Annotated in this window: 15 protein-coding genes and 1 pseudogene; 7 read left to right on the plus strand and 9 right to left on the minus strand. The window is 73.8% G+C overall.

Annotated elements, in window-relative coordinates:
* Positions 1–20 precede the first annotated feature (20 nt).
* Entirely contained in the window at positions 21–1,376 is a 1,356-nt protein-coding gene (locus Phou_RS35810) for a GH1 family beta-glucosidase (RefSeq protein WP_173065472.1), read from the plus strand.
* On the opposite strand, the gene Phou_RS35815 is transcribed toward Phou_RS35810, so the two are convergent.
* Complete coding sequence (locus Phou_RS35815) at positions 1,360–2,490, minus strand: 2-dehydropantoate 2-reductase (protein ID WP_173065475.1); 1,131 nt, start codon at positions 2,488–2,490, stop codon at positions 1,360–1,362. The two genes, Phou_RS35810 and Phou_RS35815, sit on opposite strands and share 17 nt — an antisense overlap.
* A 134-nt stretch (positions 2,491–2,624) precedes the next feature.
* Between Phou_RS35815 and Phou_RS35820 the strand changes: the two are divergent.
* A pseudogene (locus tag Phou_RS35820) lies at positions 2,625–3,949 on the plus strand (UDP-glucose dehydrogenase family protein); the annotation flags it as partial.
* Between the two features lie 235 nt (positions 3,950–4,184).
* Here Phou_RS35820 and Phou_RS35825 read toward each other — a convergent pair.
* From Phou_RS35825 to Phou_RS35840, 4 genes are all read right to left on the minus strand, one after another.
* Complete coding sequence (locus tag Phou_RS35825) at positions 4,185–4,658, minus strand: DUF6924 domain-containing protein (RefSeq protein WP_173065478.1); 474 nt, start codon at positions 4,656–4,658, stop codon at positions 4,185–4,187.
* Positions 4,659–4,805: 147 nt separating this feature from the next.
* Entirely contained in the window at positions 4,806–5,702 is an 897-nt protein-coding gene (locus Phou_RS35830) for a hypothetical protein (RefSeq protein ID WP_173065481.1), read from the minus strand.
* Positions 5,703–5,742: 40 nt separating this feature from the next.
* Positions 5,743–6,231, minus strand: a complete 489-nt coding sequence (locus Phou_RS35835; protein ID WP_173065484.1) for an aspartate carbamoyltransferase — start codon at positions 6,229–6,231, stop codon at positions 5,743–5,745.
* The gene (locus Phou_RS35840; RefSeq protein WP_173065487.1) at positions 6,167–6,643 is read right to left on the minus strand and encodes a MarR family winged helix-turn-helix transcriptional regulator; all 477 of its coding nucleotides are present in this window, start codon (positions 6,641–6,643) and stop codon (positions 6,167–6,169) included. The genes Phou_RS35835 and Phou_RS35840 overlap by 65 nt, the downstream gene beginning before the upstream one ends.
* Positions 6,644–6,793: 150 nt before the next feature.
* On the opposite strand from Phou_RS35840, the gene Phou_RS35845 reads away from it, so the two are divergent.
* The 4 genes from Phou_RS35845 (at position 6,794) to Phou_RS35860 (ending at position 11,171) form a co-directional block, all read left to right on the plus strand.
* The gene (locus tag Phou_RS35845; RefSeq protein WP_173065490.1) at positions 6,794–7,333 is read left to right on the plus strand and encodes an acyltransferase family protein; all 540 of its coding nucleotides are present in this window, start codon (positions 6,794–6,796) and stop codon (positions 7,331–7,333) included.
* A gap of 20 nt (positions 7,334–7,353) precedes the next feature.
* Positions 7,354–7,887, plus strand: coding sequence for a chloramphenicol phosphotransferase CPT (cpt, locus tag Phou_RS35850; RefSeq protein ID WP_173065493.1), 534 nt, complete (start codon positions 7,354–7,356; stop codon positions 7,885–7,887).
* A 170-nt stretch (positions 7,888–8,057) separates the two neighbouring features.
* Entirely contained in the window at positions 8,058–10,391 is a 2,334-nt protein-coding gene (locus Phou_RS35855) for an FdhF/YdeP family oxidoreductase (RefSeq protein WP_218579419.1), read from the plus strand.
* A gap of 6 nt (positions 10,392–10,397) precedes the next feature.
* Positions 10,398–11,171, plus strand: a complete 774-nt coding sequence (locus Phou_RS35860; RefSeq protein WP_173065496.1) for an SDR family oxidoreductase — start codon at positions 10,398–10,400, stop codon at positions 11,169–11,171.
* Between the two features lie 20 nt (positions 11,172–11,191).
* Here the strand turns inward: Phou_RS35860 and Phou_RS35865 are convergent, their stop codons facing one another.
* Entirely contained in the window at positions 11,192–12,283 is a 1,092-nt protein-coding gene (locus Phou_RS35865; RefSeq protein WP_218579420.1) for a calcium:cation antiporter, read from the minus strand.
* Positions 12,280–12,774 carry a redox-sensitive transcriptional activator SoxR gene (soxR, locus tag Phou_RS35870; protein WP_173065499.1) on the minus strand — a complete coding sequence of 165 codons (495 nt, stop codon included), beginning with the start codon at positions 12,772–12,774 and terminating at the stop codon, positions 12,280–12,282. Before soxR ends, Phou_RS35865 begins: the two co-directional genes overlap by 4 nt.
* A 116-nt stretch (positions 12,775–12,890) precedes the next feature.
* Here soxR and Phou_RS35875 point away from each other — a divergent pair, with 116 nt between their 5' ends.
* Complete coding sequence (locus Phou_RS35875; protein ID WP_218579421.1) at positions 12,891–13,634, plus strand: AbfB domain-containing protein; 744 nt, start codon at positions 12,891–12,893, stop codon at positions 13,632–13,634.
* Here the strand turns inward: Phou_RS35875 and Phou_RS35880 are convergent.
* A complete protein-coding gene (locus tag Phou_RS35880) occupies positions 13,618–14,172 on the minus strand; it encodes a cellulose binding domain-containing protein (protein WP_173065502.1) in 555 nt (184 codons plus the stop codon). The genes Phou_RS35875 and Phou_RS35880 overlap by 17 nt on opposite strands.
* A 55-nt stretch (positions 14,173–14,227) precedes the next feature.
* Positions 14,228–15,079 (minus strand): DUF3626 domain-containing protein, encoded by an 852-nt coding sequence (locus tag Phou_RS35885; protein WP_173065505.1) that lies wholly within the window; start codon positions 15,077–15,079, stop codon positions 14,228–14,230.
* Positions 15,080–15,088: the final 9 nt, after the last annotated feature.

Genomic DNA, 15,088 nt, shown 5'->3' on the forward strand with positions numbered 1-15,088 from the left:
TACCAGAGGGGAACCACACCGTGCCCGACCTGTCGAAGCTGCCACCCGACTTCACCTGGGGCGTCGCCACCGCGGCGTACCAGATCGAAGGCGCCGTGGGAGAGGATGGCCGGAAACCGTCCATCTGGGACACCTTCAGCCGGGTACCCGGTGCCATCGACAACGCGGACAACGGCGACGTCGCCTGCGACCACTACCACCGGTGGGAGGAGGACGTCGCGCTGATGCGCAAGCTCGGCGTCCAGGCGTACCGCTTCTCGGTGGCCTGGCCGCGGGTCATCCCCGACGGGGTCGGCCAGGTCAACGCCGCGGGCCTCGCCTTCTACGACCGGCTCGTCGACGGGCTCCTCGAAGCGGGCATCAAGCCGATGGTCACCCTCTACCACTGGGACCTGCCGCAGGCGTTGCAGGACAAGGGCGGCTGGCCCGAGCGGGCGACCGCCGAGGCGCTGGCCGACTACGCCACCGTGGTCGCCGGCGCGCTCGGCGACCGGGTCACCGAGTGGGTGACGGTCAACGAGCCGCTGTGCGTCTCGTGGATCGGCCACCTGGAGGGGCGGATGGCGCCGGGCGTACGCGACCTCGGCCAGGCCGTGCGCGCCAGCCACCACACGCTGCTCGGCCACGGCCTGGCCACCCAGGCGATCCGCGCGGCGGCGGCCCGACCCCCGCAGGTCGGCATCGTGCTCAACCCCAGCCCGTGCGCGCCCGGCAGCGAACGCCCCGAGGACGTCGCCGCCGCCCGCCGCGCCGACGGGCACACCAACCGCTGGTGGCTCGACCCGCTGTACGGCCGCGGGTACCCCGCCGACATGGTCGAGACGTACGGCCACGAGCCGCCCGTCCAGCCCGGCGACCTGGACCTCATCGCCACGCCGACCGAGTTCCTCGGGCTCAACTACTACTTCCGCCAGCTCGTCGTGGACGACCCCGAGGGCCCCGCGCCGTACGCCCGGCAGATCCCGGTGCCCGGCTCGATGGAGACCGCGATGGGCTGGGAGATGTACCCCTCCGGCCTGGAGCAGATCCTCGTCAACGTGTCGGAGACCTACCGGCCGGCGCGCGTCATCGTGACCGAGAGCGGCTCGGCCTGGCGGGACGAGCTCACCCCGGACGGCGAGATCCAGGACAAGGAGCGCACCGACTACCTGGAGCAGCACATCGACGCCTGCGCCTCGGCGGCGGCGCAGGGCGTGCCGATCGACGGCTACTACGTGTGGTCGCTGCTGGACAACTTCGAGTGGTCGTACGGGTACGACAAGCGCTTCGGCCTCGTACATGTCGACTACGACAGCCAGCGCCGCACGATCAAGGCCAGCGGCCACCGGTACGCCAACCTGATCGCCCAGCACCGCCAGGTCACGGCGGTCGGCTGAGGAAGGGTTCCCTCTCCGGGGGATGAGAGCGGGGCCGGGGCCCGCCGCTTGCCGTGGCACCTGAGCGGCGGCAACCCCGGCCCGCGCGGCACCGCTGCCGCGGATCGTGGGGAGTCGGCGCCGAATCGAGGTCTCTAGGGTAGAGGCCGCGGACACGGGCGTTCAGGCGGGTGAGGCCGAGCAGGGCGTCCATGTGCGGCGTCGGGGTGCCGGTGGCCTGGGCGATCTCCCGGACCACGGTGACCATCGCGTCCAGCTCCAGCGGCCGGCCCGCCTCCGCGTCCTGGAGCATCGACGTGCGGAAGGCGCCCAGCCGCCGCGTCACCTGGTTGCGGTCTTCGGCGCTCTGGGCGATCGGGCAGCCGATCCGCTCGCCGATCGCGGCCGCCTCGCCCATGACCGCGCGCACGAAGCCGTTGACAAGCTCGTCGTCGAGGATGCGGTCGGCGGTGGCGCCGGTGAGGGCGGAGATCGGGTTCATCGTCATGTTGCCCCACAGCTTGTACCAGATGTCCTGCTGGATGCGGGTCGAGACGGTGACGTTGAAGCCGGCCTCGCCCACGACGGCGGCCAGCGCCTCCAGGCGGCCGGAGGTGCCGCCCGCGGGCTCGCCGAGGATCAGGCTGTCGCCGGCGTGGTGGCGGGCCAGGCCCGGCTCCTCGACGCTGGCGCTGAGGTGGACGACGCAGCCCACCACCCGCGCGGTCGGTATCGCGGCGGCGACCGTGCCGTCCGGGTCGACCGCGCGCAGCCGCAGCCCGTCGAACTCGCCGCCGGCGCCGTCGAAGAACCACCACGGCACCCCGTTGATCGCCGGCACGACCGTGGTCCGCGGCCCGAGCAGCGGCGCGAGCGTGGGCGCCAGCGCGGGCAGGGCGTGCGCCTTGACGGTCAGCAGCACCACGTCCTGCGGGCCGAGCGCCGAGGGGTCGTCACTCGCGGTGACCGGGCCGCCGATCACGCCGCCGGCGGTGCGCAGTCGCCAGCCGTGGGTGCGCAGCGCGTCCAGCGTGCGGCCGCGGGCCAGGGCGGCGGTGGTGCATCCACTGGCGGCGAGCCGTGCGCCGATCAAACCACCCACAGCGCCGGCACCGACCACACATACGCGCGTCACGGCGCCATTCAACCAGGCGGTGGGCGCGATGCCGCGTACCGGCTGACCTGGTCGGGGCCGTCAGGCCGAAGTGGCGGTCAGCTACCGGACAGAGGCGGTGGACCGCGGGTTCGCCGCTCCTAGCCTGGGCAGCCATGGAGCGCAGCATGCCCCGGCTGACCGTCATCGGCACCGGATACCTCGGCGCGACGCACGCCATCTGCATGGCCGTGCTCGGCTACGAGGTGCTCGGCGTCGACGTCGACGGTGCCAAGGTGGCGCGGCTCGCCTCTGGCGAGGTGCCGTTCTTCGAGCCGGGCCTGCCCGAGCTGCTGGTCAAGGCGCTGGAGTCGGGACGGTTGCGGTTCACCACCTCGTACGCGGAGGCGGGCGACTTCGGCGACGTGCACTTCCTGTGCGTGGGCACGCCGCAGCGCCCCGGCTCGTACGCGGCCGACCTGCGCTTCGTGGACGCGGCCGTCACGGAGCTCGCGCACCACCTGCACCGCCGCGCGCTCGTCGTCGGCAAGTCGACCGTGCCGATCGGCACCGCCGCCCGGCTCACCGAGATGGTGCGGCGGCTCGCGCCGGCCGGCGACCGGGTCGAGCTGGCGTGGAACCCGGAGTTCCTGCGCGAGGGGTACGCGGTCGACGACACCATGCGGCCCGACCGGCTGGTCTTCGGCGTCGCGTCGCCGTGGGCGCAGGAGCGGCTGCGCGCGGCGTACGCGCCGGTGCTCGCGCAGGGCACCCCGCCGTCGTCACCGACCTGGCCACCGCCGAGCTGGTGAAGGTGGCGGCCAACGCGTTCCTGGCCACGAAGATCTCGTACATCAACGCGATGGCCGAGGTGTGCGAGGGTACCGGCGCCGACGTGCGCGACCTCGCCGAAGCCCTCGCGTACGACGACCGGATCGGCGGGCGCTTCCTCAAGCCGGGGCTGGGCTTCGGCGGCGGGTGCCTGCCCAAGGACATCCGCGCCTTCCTGCACCGGGCCGAAGAGCTGGGCGTGGGCCAGGCGGTGTCGTTCCTGCGCGAGGTCGACGACATCAACAAGCGCCGCCGGGCGCGGACCGTCGACCTGGTGCGCGAGGTGGTGGGCGGCGAGCTGGCCGGGGTGCGGGTGGCCGCGCTCGGCGCCGCGTTCAAGCCCAACTCCGACGACGTGCGCGACGCGCCGGCCCTCGACGTGGCCAGGGCCCTGCACGCGGCCGGCGCCGCCGTGCGGGTCTTCGACCCGGCCGCGATGGAGAACGCGCGGCGCACGCACCCCGAGCTGTCCTATGGGGACAGTGCGATGGACGTGGCGCGCGGCGCCGACGTGGTGGTGCTGCTGACCGAGTGGGCCGAGTTCCGTGAGATCGACCCGGTCGCCCTCGCCGCCGTGGTCGCGCACCCGCGCATCGTCGACGGCCGGCACGCGCTCGACGCGGCCGCGTGGCGGGCCGCGGGCTGGGAGTACCGGGCACTCGGCCGTCCCCCGACCCTGTTTCCAAAATCCTTGCCGGGCTGCGCCGAGCCCAGACGACGACCGGCGGCGCCGGGCGTAAGGCCGCATACAACACCGGTATGCGACCTTGCGCCCGACTTGCCGGATCGCCGCCTGGATCCCGGCTCGCCTCGACAAACCTTTTGAAACAGGGCCTAGACCACCCTGGGCCGCCGCTCACCCCCGGAGGGGTGGCCCAGGGTGCCCTTCCCGCCAGCGCGGGCTGTCAGTCGGCGGCGAAGCCGCGGTGGATGCGCTCCGGGTCGCCGGCGGCGGCCTCGGCGAACTCGTCGAAGCCCATGTTGGCGATCGCGAGGTTGCCGTGCACCTCGGCCACGGCGGCGGGGGTCAGCCGGAACTCGCGGCCGAACCGCATCTCCTCCGCGAACTGCTCCTCGTCCAGGCACGCCTCGCGGGTGAGGGTGGAGACCGCGATCAGCGGGTACGGGTCGCGCATGGTGGCCGCGTCCGCCACGAACAGCACCCGCAGCATCTTGTCGCCGGAGACCGCGGCGAGCACCTCGTCCACGGTGGACCCGGCGTACGCGGGGTCGTCGACCACCTGCGCGTCCACCGTCCAGTCTTCGTCCCCGTCGAGCCGGTCGACGACCGTGCGCCAGGCGGCGTCATCGGTGTAGTCCACCCGGACCACGAGGGCGATGAACTCGTCGTCCTCGCCGCGTTCGATCGTCGGTAGCATGCGGGACAGTATCGCGCGCCGGGTGGGTGGATCCGCGGCGCGACGCGGCGGAGTCAGGCGCGCGGCTCGCGGGCGGGTGCGGGGAGCGGCGCAGCGGGAGGGCGTGCGCGAGGATCCACAGGCCGGGGACGGTGCCGAGCAGCCAGATCAGCGGCGGCGGCCAGTGGATGAGCGCGCCGACCGCGCCGCGGATCTGGGGAAGGTCGCCGACCGTGTAGTTGGCCTCCGCGTCGCTGCTGCGACATTCCAATGTGTACCGGCCGGGTGCGGGCACGGTGAATGTGGCCACCCAGCTGTAGGAGGCGAAGTCGCCGCCGTAGTCGCGTGGCGGGATGCCGACCGGCTCGGACCGCGCCACCTCCTCGCCGCCCGGCCCGGTGACCCGGCAGTCGGGCGGCGCGGGGCATCGCCCACCGCCAGGATCGCGTAACGGCCGGGCGCCGGAAGGGCGAGCACCCCCGACCGGCCCGGCGCGGCGGCCACCGGTCCGACGCCGCCGTACCTGCCCTCGTCGTACCGGATGGTGCTGTCCTCGGCACCGAGTCGGACGGTGACCGGCGCGAGCACCGCGCCCACGACGGCGACCGCCGCCGCCAGCAGCAGCGAGGGCCGCGCCCAGCGGCCGGCCCGGTCGGAGCCGCGGCGCCCGGCCATGTGGCCCACCGCGGCGCCGGCGGCCGCGAGCAGCAGGCCGAGCCACCACGCGCCGGCCCAGCCGGCCTCGCCGCCCAGCGGGATCACCCACCGGTAGAAGGCCAGCGACGCGGCGAGGAAGAGCGCGCCGACGCCGGTCGCGACGCCGAGCGCCACCAGGAGGTCGGAGAGGGCGCCGCGCCGCGTCGCGCGGCGGGTCCAGCGGGCCGCGACGGTGGCGGCGAGCACCGGCAGCGCGGCAAGGGGCCAGGTGAGCGCCGAGGAGACGCTCTGGTCCTCCTCCCAGCGGTGGGTCGCCCCGAAGAACAGCAGCGGAAGCGGCACGGTCACCGCGATCCACGCCGCCAGCGCGACCGGCCCGGGAAACGCCTTCGCCGCAACCCCGTTCACGGAGGTCCATCCAACCAGGTCGGCGCCACCCCGGGCGCGCTCAGCCGCCGGTGGCGTGTGCGCCGTGGTCGCTGACCTGCGCGTCGAACCAGGCGTGCAGCGCGGTGACCAGCGCGGCGTCCGCGGTGCGATAGGTGATCTGGGCGCCGTCGGCGGTCTGCGCGAACGTGATGTCGATCCGCCCGGCGCTGCCCTTGAGCGGATCGAGGCCGGGCATGGCGGTGCCGTGGATGCGGGTGGGATCGGCGAAGTCGCCGCGCCGGAACCGCTCCGCCTCCGTCCGCAGGTGCTCGCGGATGAGCCCGACCTGGCCGCTGTCGGTCGGGTCGTCCGCCACCACGGTCTGCACGCCGCCGTCGGCCGTCTTGGCGAAGTGGTGGGTGGTGCGCTCCAGGTCGAACGGCATCACCGACGCGCCGCGGCTGGCCACCTCCGCCTGCCGGTCCGGGCGCGCCGGCGCGGCGTCACCGCAGCCCGCGGCCAGAGCCGTCGCCGCGGCGAGCGCCGCCAGCCTCCTCCGAAGGTGCATCGGCTGCCTCCGCCAATATCTCGAGCGCCGCGACGACCGCCGCGCGCTGGTCGTGGGGGACGCGGGCCAGCAACGCCGCGAGCCGGTCGCGGCGGGCCTCGGCCTGCCGTGCGGCGGCCGTGACGCCCGCGTCCGTCAGCTCCAGCAGCACGCCGCGCCCGTCGTCGCCGGCGGCGTGGCGGCGCACCCAGCCGCGGCCCACGAGGTTGGTGACGAGGCGGCTCACGCTGCTTTTCTCCAGCCGCAGCCGGCGGGCCAGCTCCACCTGCCGCAGGCGCCCGTCTCGGGCGAGCTCGGCCATCGCGTACGCCTCGGAGACCGGCAGCGGCTGCCCGCACGGGGTGCGGTCGGGCTGGTGAAGGCCGAAGTTGCGCACGAAGCGCATGAGCGCGTCCTGCGCCTCCTCCGACATGGTTCGACCGTACAACCAGATGGTTCGGCTATGCAACTATCGGCGTCCTTTTCCGGCCGCGTGCGGGAGGCACTGGCGGCCGCGGTGGCGCGGCGCGGGTGGTGCTGCTGGCGGCGGTACCGCTGGCGGTGATACGCCGCACTGCACGGCATGGAGGAGGCGTACGCCGGCTGGAGCCGCTGGGGCTACCTGCTGTTCTTCCTGTACGGGTTCGCGCTCGCCGCTGACGACCGCTTCCGGACCGCGATGCGCCGTGACGCGGTACCGGCGGCGGTGGTCGGCGTCCTGCTCCTTCTGGGCTCCGGCGCGGCGCTCGGCCTGGCCGGCGGCGAACCTTTCACCGACATGAACCCGCTCGCGATCCTCGCCCGCGTGCTCTTCGGCCTGGCCGGCTGGTGCTGGCTGGTCGCGATCCTCGGCCTGCTCGACCGCCGCCGTCCACGCCCGCCGCGACCCGGGCGCCCGCCGCGCCGCCTGGTCGCCTACCTGGCCGCGGCCGCGCTGCCCGTCTACATCCTGCATCAGCCGATCCTTGTCGCGGTCGCGTACTTCGTGGTCCGCTGGCACGCCCCGATCCCGGTCAAGTACACGGCGATCGTGGTCATCTCCTTCGCGGTCATCTTCGCCGTCTACGACCTGGCCGTACGCCGCACCCGCGTGACCCGCTTCCTCTTCGGCATGCGCGACTGAGTGGCCTCTACTGTGGAGCCGTGGTGACGCAAGTGATCGTGTTGAACGGCGGGTCGAGCTCGGGCAAGTCCGGGATCGTCCGGTGCCTGCAGGCGGTGCTGCCGGATCCCTGGCTCGCGATCGGGGTCGACACGCTCGTCGACGCGATGCCGGCGGCCATGCGGGCGTCGGACGCGGGAATCACGTTCGCCCCGGACGGTGGGGTGAGCGTCGGTCCGGCGTTCGGGGCGCTGCAGGCCGCGTGGATGGAGGGCGTCGCCGCGATGGTGCGGGCCGGCGCGCGGGTCATCGTCGACGACGTGTTCCTGGGCGGCGGGGGATCGCAGCAGCGGTGGCGCGGCCCGCTGGGCGGGCTCGGCGTGCTGTGGGTCGGCGTGCGCTGCGACCGCGAGGTGGCCGCCGGGCGTGAGGTCGCCCGGGGCGACCGGGTCCCCGGGATGGCGGCCGCGCAGGCGGAGCTGGTGCACCAGGGCGTGGCGTACGACCTGGAGGTCGACACGACGCACACCGAGTCGCTGGCGTGCGCGCGGGCCATCGCCGCCCACCTCGCCTGACGGCCCGGGCGCGAGCGCGGCGCGCTCTCCGCGCGAAAGCTGGACGGCGTGCGGCGCACCGCGATCCTCCGCGGCGGGTGAGCCCGCGCGGCGCGATGCCGGAAGCCGCCCGGGGCCGGGAGGATCCGTAATACGTTCGAGCCCGGCCGAACCCAACGCCGTGGGGGACGATGGGCGCACCGGAGGCGAACGACGAGGAACGCATGCTCGGGTCGACACCGGGCGTGCCGGCGCTCGGGCGGGGCCCGCTGCCGGGCGGCCGGCATTCGCGGCACGAGTACCACCACGCGGCCGCCGGTTGGGGTGCGGCGCGCAGCGTCGAGCGCGTGCTGGCCAGGGCCGGCGAGCCGGTCGAGGGGTTTCGCGCGCTGCTGGTGATGAACCACGAGGACGGCGGGTTCGACTGCCCGGGCTGCGCGTGGCCGGACGACCCGAGCGGGCTGCGCCTGGACATCTGCGAAAACGGCATCAAGCACGTGTCGTGGGAGCTCACGCCGCCGCACGCGGACGCCGAGTTCTTCTCCAGCCACACCGTCAGCGAGCTGCGCGCGTGGACCGACCACCACCTGGAGGCGGTGGGGCGGCTGGCCGAGCCGATGAGCTACGACCCGGACACCGACATGTACCGGCCGATCTCCTGGGACGACGCGTTCGCGCTGGTGGGAGAGGCGCTCCGCGGGCTCGACGATCCCAACCGGGCGGCGTTCTACACGTCCGGGCGGTTGAGCAACGAGGCCACGTTCCTGTACCAGCTGTGGGTCCGCGAGTTCGGCACCAACAACCTGCCGGACTGCTCCAACATGTGCCACGAGGCCAGCGGCCGCGCGCTCACGCCCGCCATCGGCAGCGGCAAGGGCACTGTTGACCTCAACGACTGGGAGCAGGCCGACGCGATCTGGCTCATGGGCGACAACGCCGCCTCCAACGCGCCCCGCATGCTGACCTGGCTCGCCGAGGCCGACCGCCGCGGCGCGCAGCTGGTGCACATCAACCCGCTCATCGAGGCGGCGTCGCGGCGGACGATCGTGCCGCACGAGTACGCGGACATGGCCACGTTCCGCACCACCCGCATCGGCACCATGAACGTGCAGGTGCGCATCGGCGGCGACCTCGCCCTGCTGCGCGGCGTGGCGAAGGCGCTCTTCGAAACGCCCGAGGCGCTCGACCAGGACTTCATCGACCGCTACACGCACGGGTTCGAGGAGTACCGGGAGCTGGTGGAAGCCACGCCGTGGGCGGACCTGGTGCGCGACAGCGGCGTCGACGAGGCGGGGATCCGCGCGCTCGCCGAGTCGTACCGCCGGTCCGAGCGGCTCATCATCGCCTGGTGCCTCGGGCTCACCCAGCACGAGCACGGCATGGACACCGTGCGCGAGATCGTCAACGTGCTCCTCCTGCGCGGCAACATCGGCCGCGAGGGCGCCGGACCCTGCCCGGTCCGCGGCCACAGCAACGTGCAGGGCAACCGCACCTGCGGCGTCAACCACCGCCCGGACAAGGCGTTTCTCGACCGCCTCGCCGAGGTGTGCGGCATCGACCCGCCGCGCGCGCACGGCCTCGGTGTCGTCGAGACGGTGGAGGCGATGCGCCGCGGCGACGTACGGGTGTTCGTCTCGCTGGGTGGCAACTTCGCGCTCGCCGCGCCCGACCTCGTCGCCACCGCGGAGGCGCTGCGCGGCTGCGACCTGACGGTGCAGGTGAGCACCAAGCTCAACCGCAGCCACCTCGTGCACGGCAAGCGCGCGCTGATCCTGCCCTGCCTCGCCCGCAGCGACACCGACGTCCAGGCCAGCGGCCCGCAGGGCGTCACGGTCGAGGACGCGATGTCGATGGTGCACATCTCGTACGGGATGAAGGCCCCGCCGTCGCGGCACCTGCGTTCGGAGTGCGCGATCCTGTCCGGCATGGCGCGCGCGACGCTGCCGGACAGCCGTACCCCGTGGCAGTCCTATGTGGACGACTACGACCGCATCCGCGACACCATGTCGCGCGTGCTCGACGGCTTCGAGGACTTCAACCGCCGGGCCCGCCACCCGCACGGCTTCCGCATCCGGCAGCTCGCCCGCGAACGCGTCTTCCAGACCGCGTCCGGGCGCGCCGAGTTTTCGCACGCGCCGCTGCCGGACGACGTCGACCCCGGCGCGGGCCGGCTGCTGCTGGCGACCGTGCGGTCACACGACCAGTTCAACACCACGATCTACAGCAACGACGACCGGTACCGCGGGCTCAAGGGCCTGCGCACCGTCGTGTTCATGAACGACGACGACATGCGCGAGCGGGGCATCGGCGAGTTCGACCTGGTCGACGTGACGAGCTTCGCCAGGGACGGCACGACCCGCCGGGTGTACGGCTACCGCGCCGTCCGGTACGAGATCGCGCGCGGCTGCGCGGCCGGGTACATGCCCGAGCTGAACGTGCTGTGCGGGCTCGCCGACCGCAGCGCCGACAGCGGCCAGCCGGTGACCAAGCACCTCGTCGTCGAGGTGACCCGAGCGGGGAGATAGCCACGCATGGCACGGATCCTGATCACCGGTGCCGGCAGCGGGCTCGGGCGCGGCGCCGCGCTCGGACTGGCCCGCGCCGGCCACGACGTCGTCGCCGGCGCCGAGGTGTGGTCGCAGGTACGCGACCTGCGCGCCGAGGCGTGGCGCCAGCACGCGGCACTGGAGGTCACCAAGCTCGACGTGACCGACGGGCTCGACCGGGCACACGCCGCCGAGCGCGACGTCGACATCCTCGTGCTCAACGCCGGCGTGCAGGAGGCCGGCTCGGTCGTGGAGATCCCGATGGCCCGCGTGCGCCGCTCCTTCGAGGTGAACGTCTTCGGCCACCTCGAGCTGGTCCGCGCCGTCGCCCCGCGCATGCTGGAGCGCGGCAGCGGCAAGATCGTGTGGGTCTCCTCGGCGGTCGGCATCCGCACCCGCCCGTGGGTGGGCGTCTACGCCGCGACCAAGCACGCCATCGAGGCCCTCGCCTGGGCGATGCGCGGCGAGCTGGGCCCGCGCGGCGTACGGGTCGCCACGATCAACCCGGGCCCCTACCACACCGGCTTCAACGACAGCGGCGTCGAGGCGATGTACCAGTGGTGGCGCCCGGAGACCGCGCTGCTGGACCGGCCGGACTTCGGCGCGTACCTGGACAACCAGTACGACCCGGCGGAGATGATCGACACGATGGTCCGCGTCATCCCCGCCGACGACCACCCGTACCGGGTCGTGTGCCCGGACGTCAGCCTGCAGCAGGACAAGGACTTCGAGCAGGAGGTGTGGTCGGCGCGCGCCTGACCTGCGGGCCCGCGGCCGGCTCAGGGGTTGATGGCCAGGAAGATGAACGCCGCCATCAGCACCAGGTGTACGCCGCCCTGCAGCCGGGTCGCCCGTCCGGGCACCACCGTGAGCACGCCGACGACGACGGTCAGCGCGAGCAGCACCATCTGGGTGGCGCCGAGGCCGAGCACCAGTGGCCCGTCCAGCCAGATCGTCGCCACCGCGATCGTCGGGATGGTGAGCCCGATGCTGGCCATCGCGGACCCCAGCGCCAGGTTGAGGCTGATCTGGATCTGGTTGCGCTGCGCGGCCCGTACCGCGGCGATGGTCTCCGGCAGCAGCACCAGCAGCGCGATGACCACGCCGACGAACGCGTGCGGCAGCCCGATCGCGGCCAGGCCGTCCTCGATGGACTTGGACTCCACCTTGGCCAGGCCGACCACGCCGACCAGCGCCACGAGCAGCAGCGCCGCACTGGCCGCGGCCTTGCGGGCGGACGGGGGAGCGGCGTGCGCGTCCGGCCGGGTGGCCTCGTCCTCCACCGGCAGGAAGAAGTCGCGGTGGCGCACGGTCTGCGTGAAGACGAACAGGCCGTACAGCAGCAGGGAGACGATCGCGGCGAACGTGAGCTGTGCGGTGGAGAACTCCGGCCCCGCCTCGCTCGTGGTGAACGTCGGCAGCACCAGGCACATCGTCGCGAGCGTCGCCACGGTGGCAAGCGCCGCGCCGGTGCCTTCGGCGTTGAAGACGGCCAGCCCTGACTTGATGGCGCCGACGAGCAGGCAGAGGCCGAGGATGCCGTTCACCGTGATCATCACGGCGGCGAAGACGGTGTCGCGGGCGAGCGACGCCGTCTCGGGCCCACCGGAGATCATGAGCGTGACGATCAGGCCGACCTCGATGACGGTCACCGCGACCGCGAGCACCAGCGAGCCGAACGGCTCACCGACCCGGTGCGCGACGACCTCGGCGTGGTGCACGGCGGCGAGCACCGCGCCGGCGAGGGCGATCGCGATGACCACGGCGAGGAACACGCCCGGGTGGCGCCCCCACACGGCGGCCAGCAGCACCGCCGCGGCAAGCGGCACCGACGTGGTCCACGAGCGCAGCCGGGATAGCAGGCGCGTCACTGGAGCACGTCCAGCTCGCGCCGCTGGCGTACCGGGCGGTGGGCGGACGGGCCCAGCCGGCGCGGACCGGGCCCTTGCGCGCCCAGCTCGTCCTCGGGGTTGAGCAGCTGGCACACGGTCAGCGACAGGCAGCCGCAGCCGATGCAGCCGGTCAGCTCCCGCTCCAGCTGCTCGATCTCGCGCTTGCGCTCCTCCAGCTGCGTGTGCCAGCGCCGGGAGACCCGCTGCCAGTCGCGGACGGTGGGGACCGTGTCCATCGGCAGCGTGGCGAAGACCTCGCGCACGCCGGCCAGGCCGATCCCGAGCCGTTTGGCGACGAGGATCAGCGAGATCCGCCGGAGCATGTGCCGCGGGTACCGCCGCTGGTTTCCCGAGGTGCGGTGGGCGGCGATGAGGCCCATCTGCTCGTAGTAGTGCAGCGCGGACGCGGCGACACCGGTGCGGCGCACCACATCGCCGATCGTGAGCGCGTCGTCGGGCTCCTTGGACACGTTGATCGACGATACCAGCGTGATCTCAAGTTTCCTTGAGCTTCCCGCAGATCAGGGGCTGGTACCGGCGGCGCGGTGGTGACAGAGTAGGCCGGATGTTCGGGGAGATCACTCCGATGAGGACGGCGGTGCGGCGGCACGGCCGGGTCCTGTCGTGGCAGTCGCGCACCGCGCTGGTGGCGGTGGCCATGGTCGGGCTCGTGGCGCTCGGCAGCGCCGTCACGCGCGGCGGTGACCAGCCGCCGGCCGCGCGCGGCGGTGCGCCGCCCGCGCCGCTGGACTGGTCGTCGGCCGTCACGCCGGACCCGCCGCGCACGTCCGCGGCGAGCCCGCAGCCCGAGCCCTCGGCCACCACGCCCGCGCAGCGGAAGACCCCGGCGAGCCCGTCACCGAGGGTCCCGAGCGCGACGCCGAGCCCCGCCGGTCCGGCGCTGGCCCCGGGCGCCCGGATCGGGCTGGAGCCGGTCACCCATCCCGGTTACCGGGTGCGGCACCGGGACTTCCTCGGCCGGATCGACCCGGTCGGCGCGAGCAGTCCGGCGGTGGACAAGGCGGACGCGACGTTCACCGTGCGGGCCGGCCTCGCCGACCGGCGCTGCGTGTCCCTGGAGGCGGTCAACTACCCGGGCTTCTACCTGCGGCACCAGGACTTCGCCATCCACCTGCACCGGCGCGACCCGAGCGCGATCTTCGCGGCGGACGCCACGTTCTGCCCGCGACCCGGCGCGGGCGGGCGGGACATCTCGCTGCGGTCGTACAACTACCCGGACCGCCACCTGTACCACCAGCGGTCCCGGCTCTTCATCGCGACCTCCGGCGACGGCGCGGCGATGACGTTCGCGGTCAGGACCCCGTGGTGAGCGTGCAGCCGCGGCCGTTGACCGAGCAGGCGGTCAGGGTGGGCACCGGCCCGTCGCGGTCGAAGTGGAAGCGCAGCGGTGCCGCCTTGCCCGCCGCCACCGGCGCCGCGCCGGTGAAGGTGAACGTGTCGCCGGACCGGGCCAGCTCCGGCTTGGGTGCGCCCTCGACCCAGAAGGCGCGCAGCGTGTCCGTCGAGGAGAAGCGCAGCCGGACGGTCCAGGTCCGCGACCGGCTCGCGGCGTTGGCCACCCGCACCTCGCCGATGAACGAGTCGCGGTACGTGTCGATCACCCGGTAGCGGCCGGTGACCTCCGGCGGCGGCGCGGTCCGGCGCGGCGGTGCGGGTGCCGTCGACGGCGGGGCCGGCCCGGCCAGAAACGGCGGCGTGGCGGCCGGCGGCGGCGGGACCGGTGCCACGTCCCGCCGCGGCTCCGGTGGCCGCAGGCTGACCAGTGCGAAGACCAGCAGCCCGAGCAAGAGCGCCACCGCGGCGTAGGTGGGCAGCCACGGCAGCAGGCGTCCAGGTCGCAGGTGCATGGCCGCTCCCAGCGTCGCTCCTACCCCTTGGGTACGGAGCGGGCGGCCGGTCGGATCAGGATCCGCCGCGCATCTCCGGGCTGCCGAAGCGGGCGAGGTAGTGCCACACGCGCTTGAGCGACTGCTCGTCGTACCGCCCGGTGCGGGACGCGTCGCCGATGATCGCCGGGTCGAGCAGGCCGTCGCGGGCGATCCGCTCGCCGAGCCGCACGAACTCCGGGCCCCGGTACCCCGGGTGGCGGCGCAGCTCGTCGACCGTCAGGCGGAAGCCGCCGTGCCACTGCACCGGGCAGCCCAGCTTGCCGGCGAGCACCTCCACCTCGGTGCCCCGGTAGCAGGGGTCCAGCACCAGCGCCTCCACGTCGCGGGCGAGGTCGACCGGGCCGTGCACGTGCGCCTCGACGTAGTCGTCGAGCGCGTCCTGGTCGTCCGCCTCGGCCAGCGCGACAAGCGTCGACACCCCGGTCGCGACGCCGAAGTGCGCCGGCTCCAGGTGGCTGTCCGGGTAGCAGAACGTGGTGCGGGACAGCGTCTCCACCGACGCGCGCAGGTGCGCCGAGCCGAAGCGGGGCGAGCCGCCGACCGCGCGGTGGCGGAAGTTGAGCGAGCCGTACTTGGGACGGTCGGCGGCCGGCCCGCTGTCGTACGCCGCGGCGAAGATGCGGCTCTCCCACAGCCACCGGTCGCCGCCCTCGTGCGCGGTGAGACCGCCGTTGCTGGTGCCGGTCTCGAACTGCGAGCGGTACCGCCCGTCGCGGGCCATCATCGCGAGGATGTGCGTGCCGCCGGGGCCACCAACCAACCGGTCGGGGTGGAAGTGCAGCGTCACCCGGTACGACGGGTCGACCGGCCCGCCGGTCGCCAGCGACGCGACATGGGCGAGCGCGTGGTCATGTGGCAGGGGCATGGAGGCCAG

Source organism: Phytohabitans houttuyneae, from assembly GCF_011764425.1.
Lineage (GTDB): Bacteria > Actinomycetota > Actinomycetes > Mycobacteriales > Micromonosporaceae > Phytohabitans > Phytohabitans houttuyneae.

Excerpts from the sequence above, each read along its gene's own strand:
- Phou_RS35855 (WP_218579419.1), top strand. The coding sequence starts at position 8,058 with ATGGGCGCACCGGAGGCGAACGACGAGGAACGCATGCTCGGGTCGACA.
- Phou_RS35885 (WP_173065505.1), bottom strand. The coding sequence starts at position 15,079 with ATGCCCCTGCCACATGACCACGCGCTCGCCCATGTCGCGTCGCTGGCG.
- Phou_RS35880 (WP_173065502.1), bottom strand. The coding sequence starts at position 14,172 with ATGCACCTGCGACCTGGACGCCTGCTGCCGTGGCTGCCCACCTACGCC.
- Phou_RS35860 (WP_173065496.1), top strand. The coding sequence starts at position 10,398 with ATGGCACGGATCCTGATCACCGGTGCCGGCAGCGGGCTCGGGCGCGGC.
- Phou_RS35845 (WP_173065490.1), top strand. The coding sequence starts at position 6,794 with ATGGAGGAGGCGTACGCCGGCTGGAGCCGCTGGGGCTACCTGCTGTTC.
- Phou_RS35840 (WP_173065487.1), bottom strand. The coding sequence starts at position 6,643 with ATGTCGGAGGAGGCGCAGGACGCGCTCATGCGCTTCGTGCGCAACTTC.
- Phou_RS35875 (WP_218579421.1), top strand. The coding sequence starts at position 12,891 with ATGAGGACGGCGGTGCGGCGGCACGGCCGGGTCCTGTCGTGGCAGTCG.
- Phou_RS35825 (WP_173065478.1), bottom strand. The coding sequence starts at position 4,658 with ATGCTACCGACGATCGAACGCGGCGAGGACGACGAGTTCATCGCCCTC.
- Phou_RS35835 (WP_173065484.1), bottom strand. The coding sequence starts at position 6,231 with ATGCACCTTCGGAGGAGGCTGGCGGCGCTCGCCGCGGCGACGGCTCTG.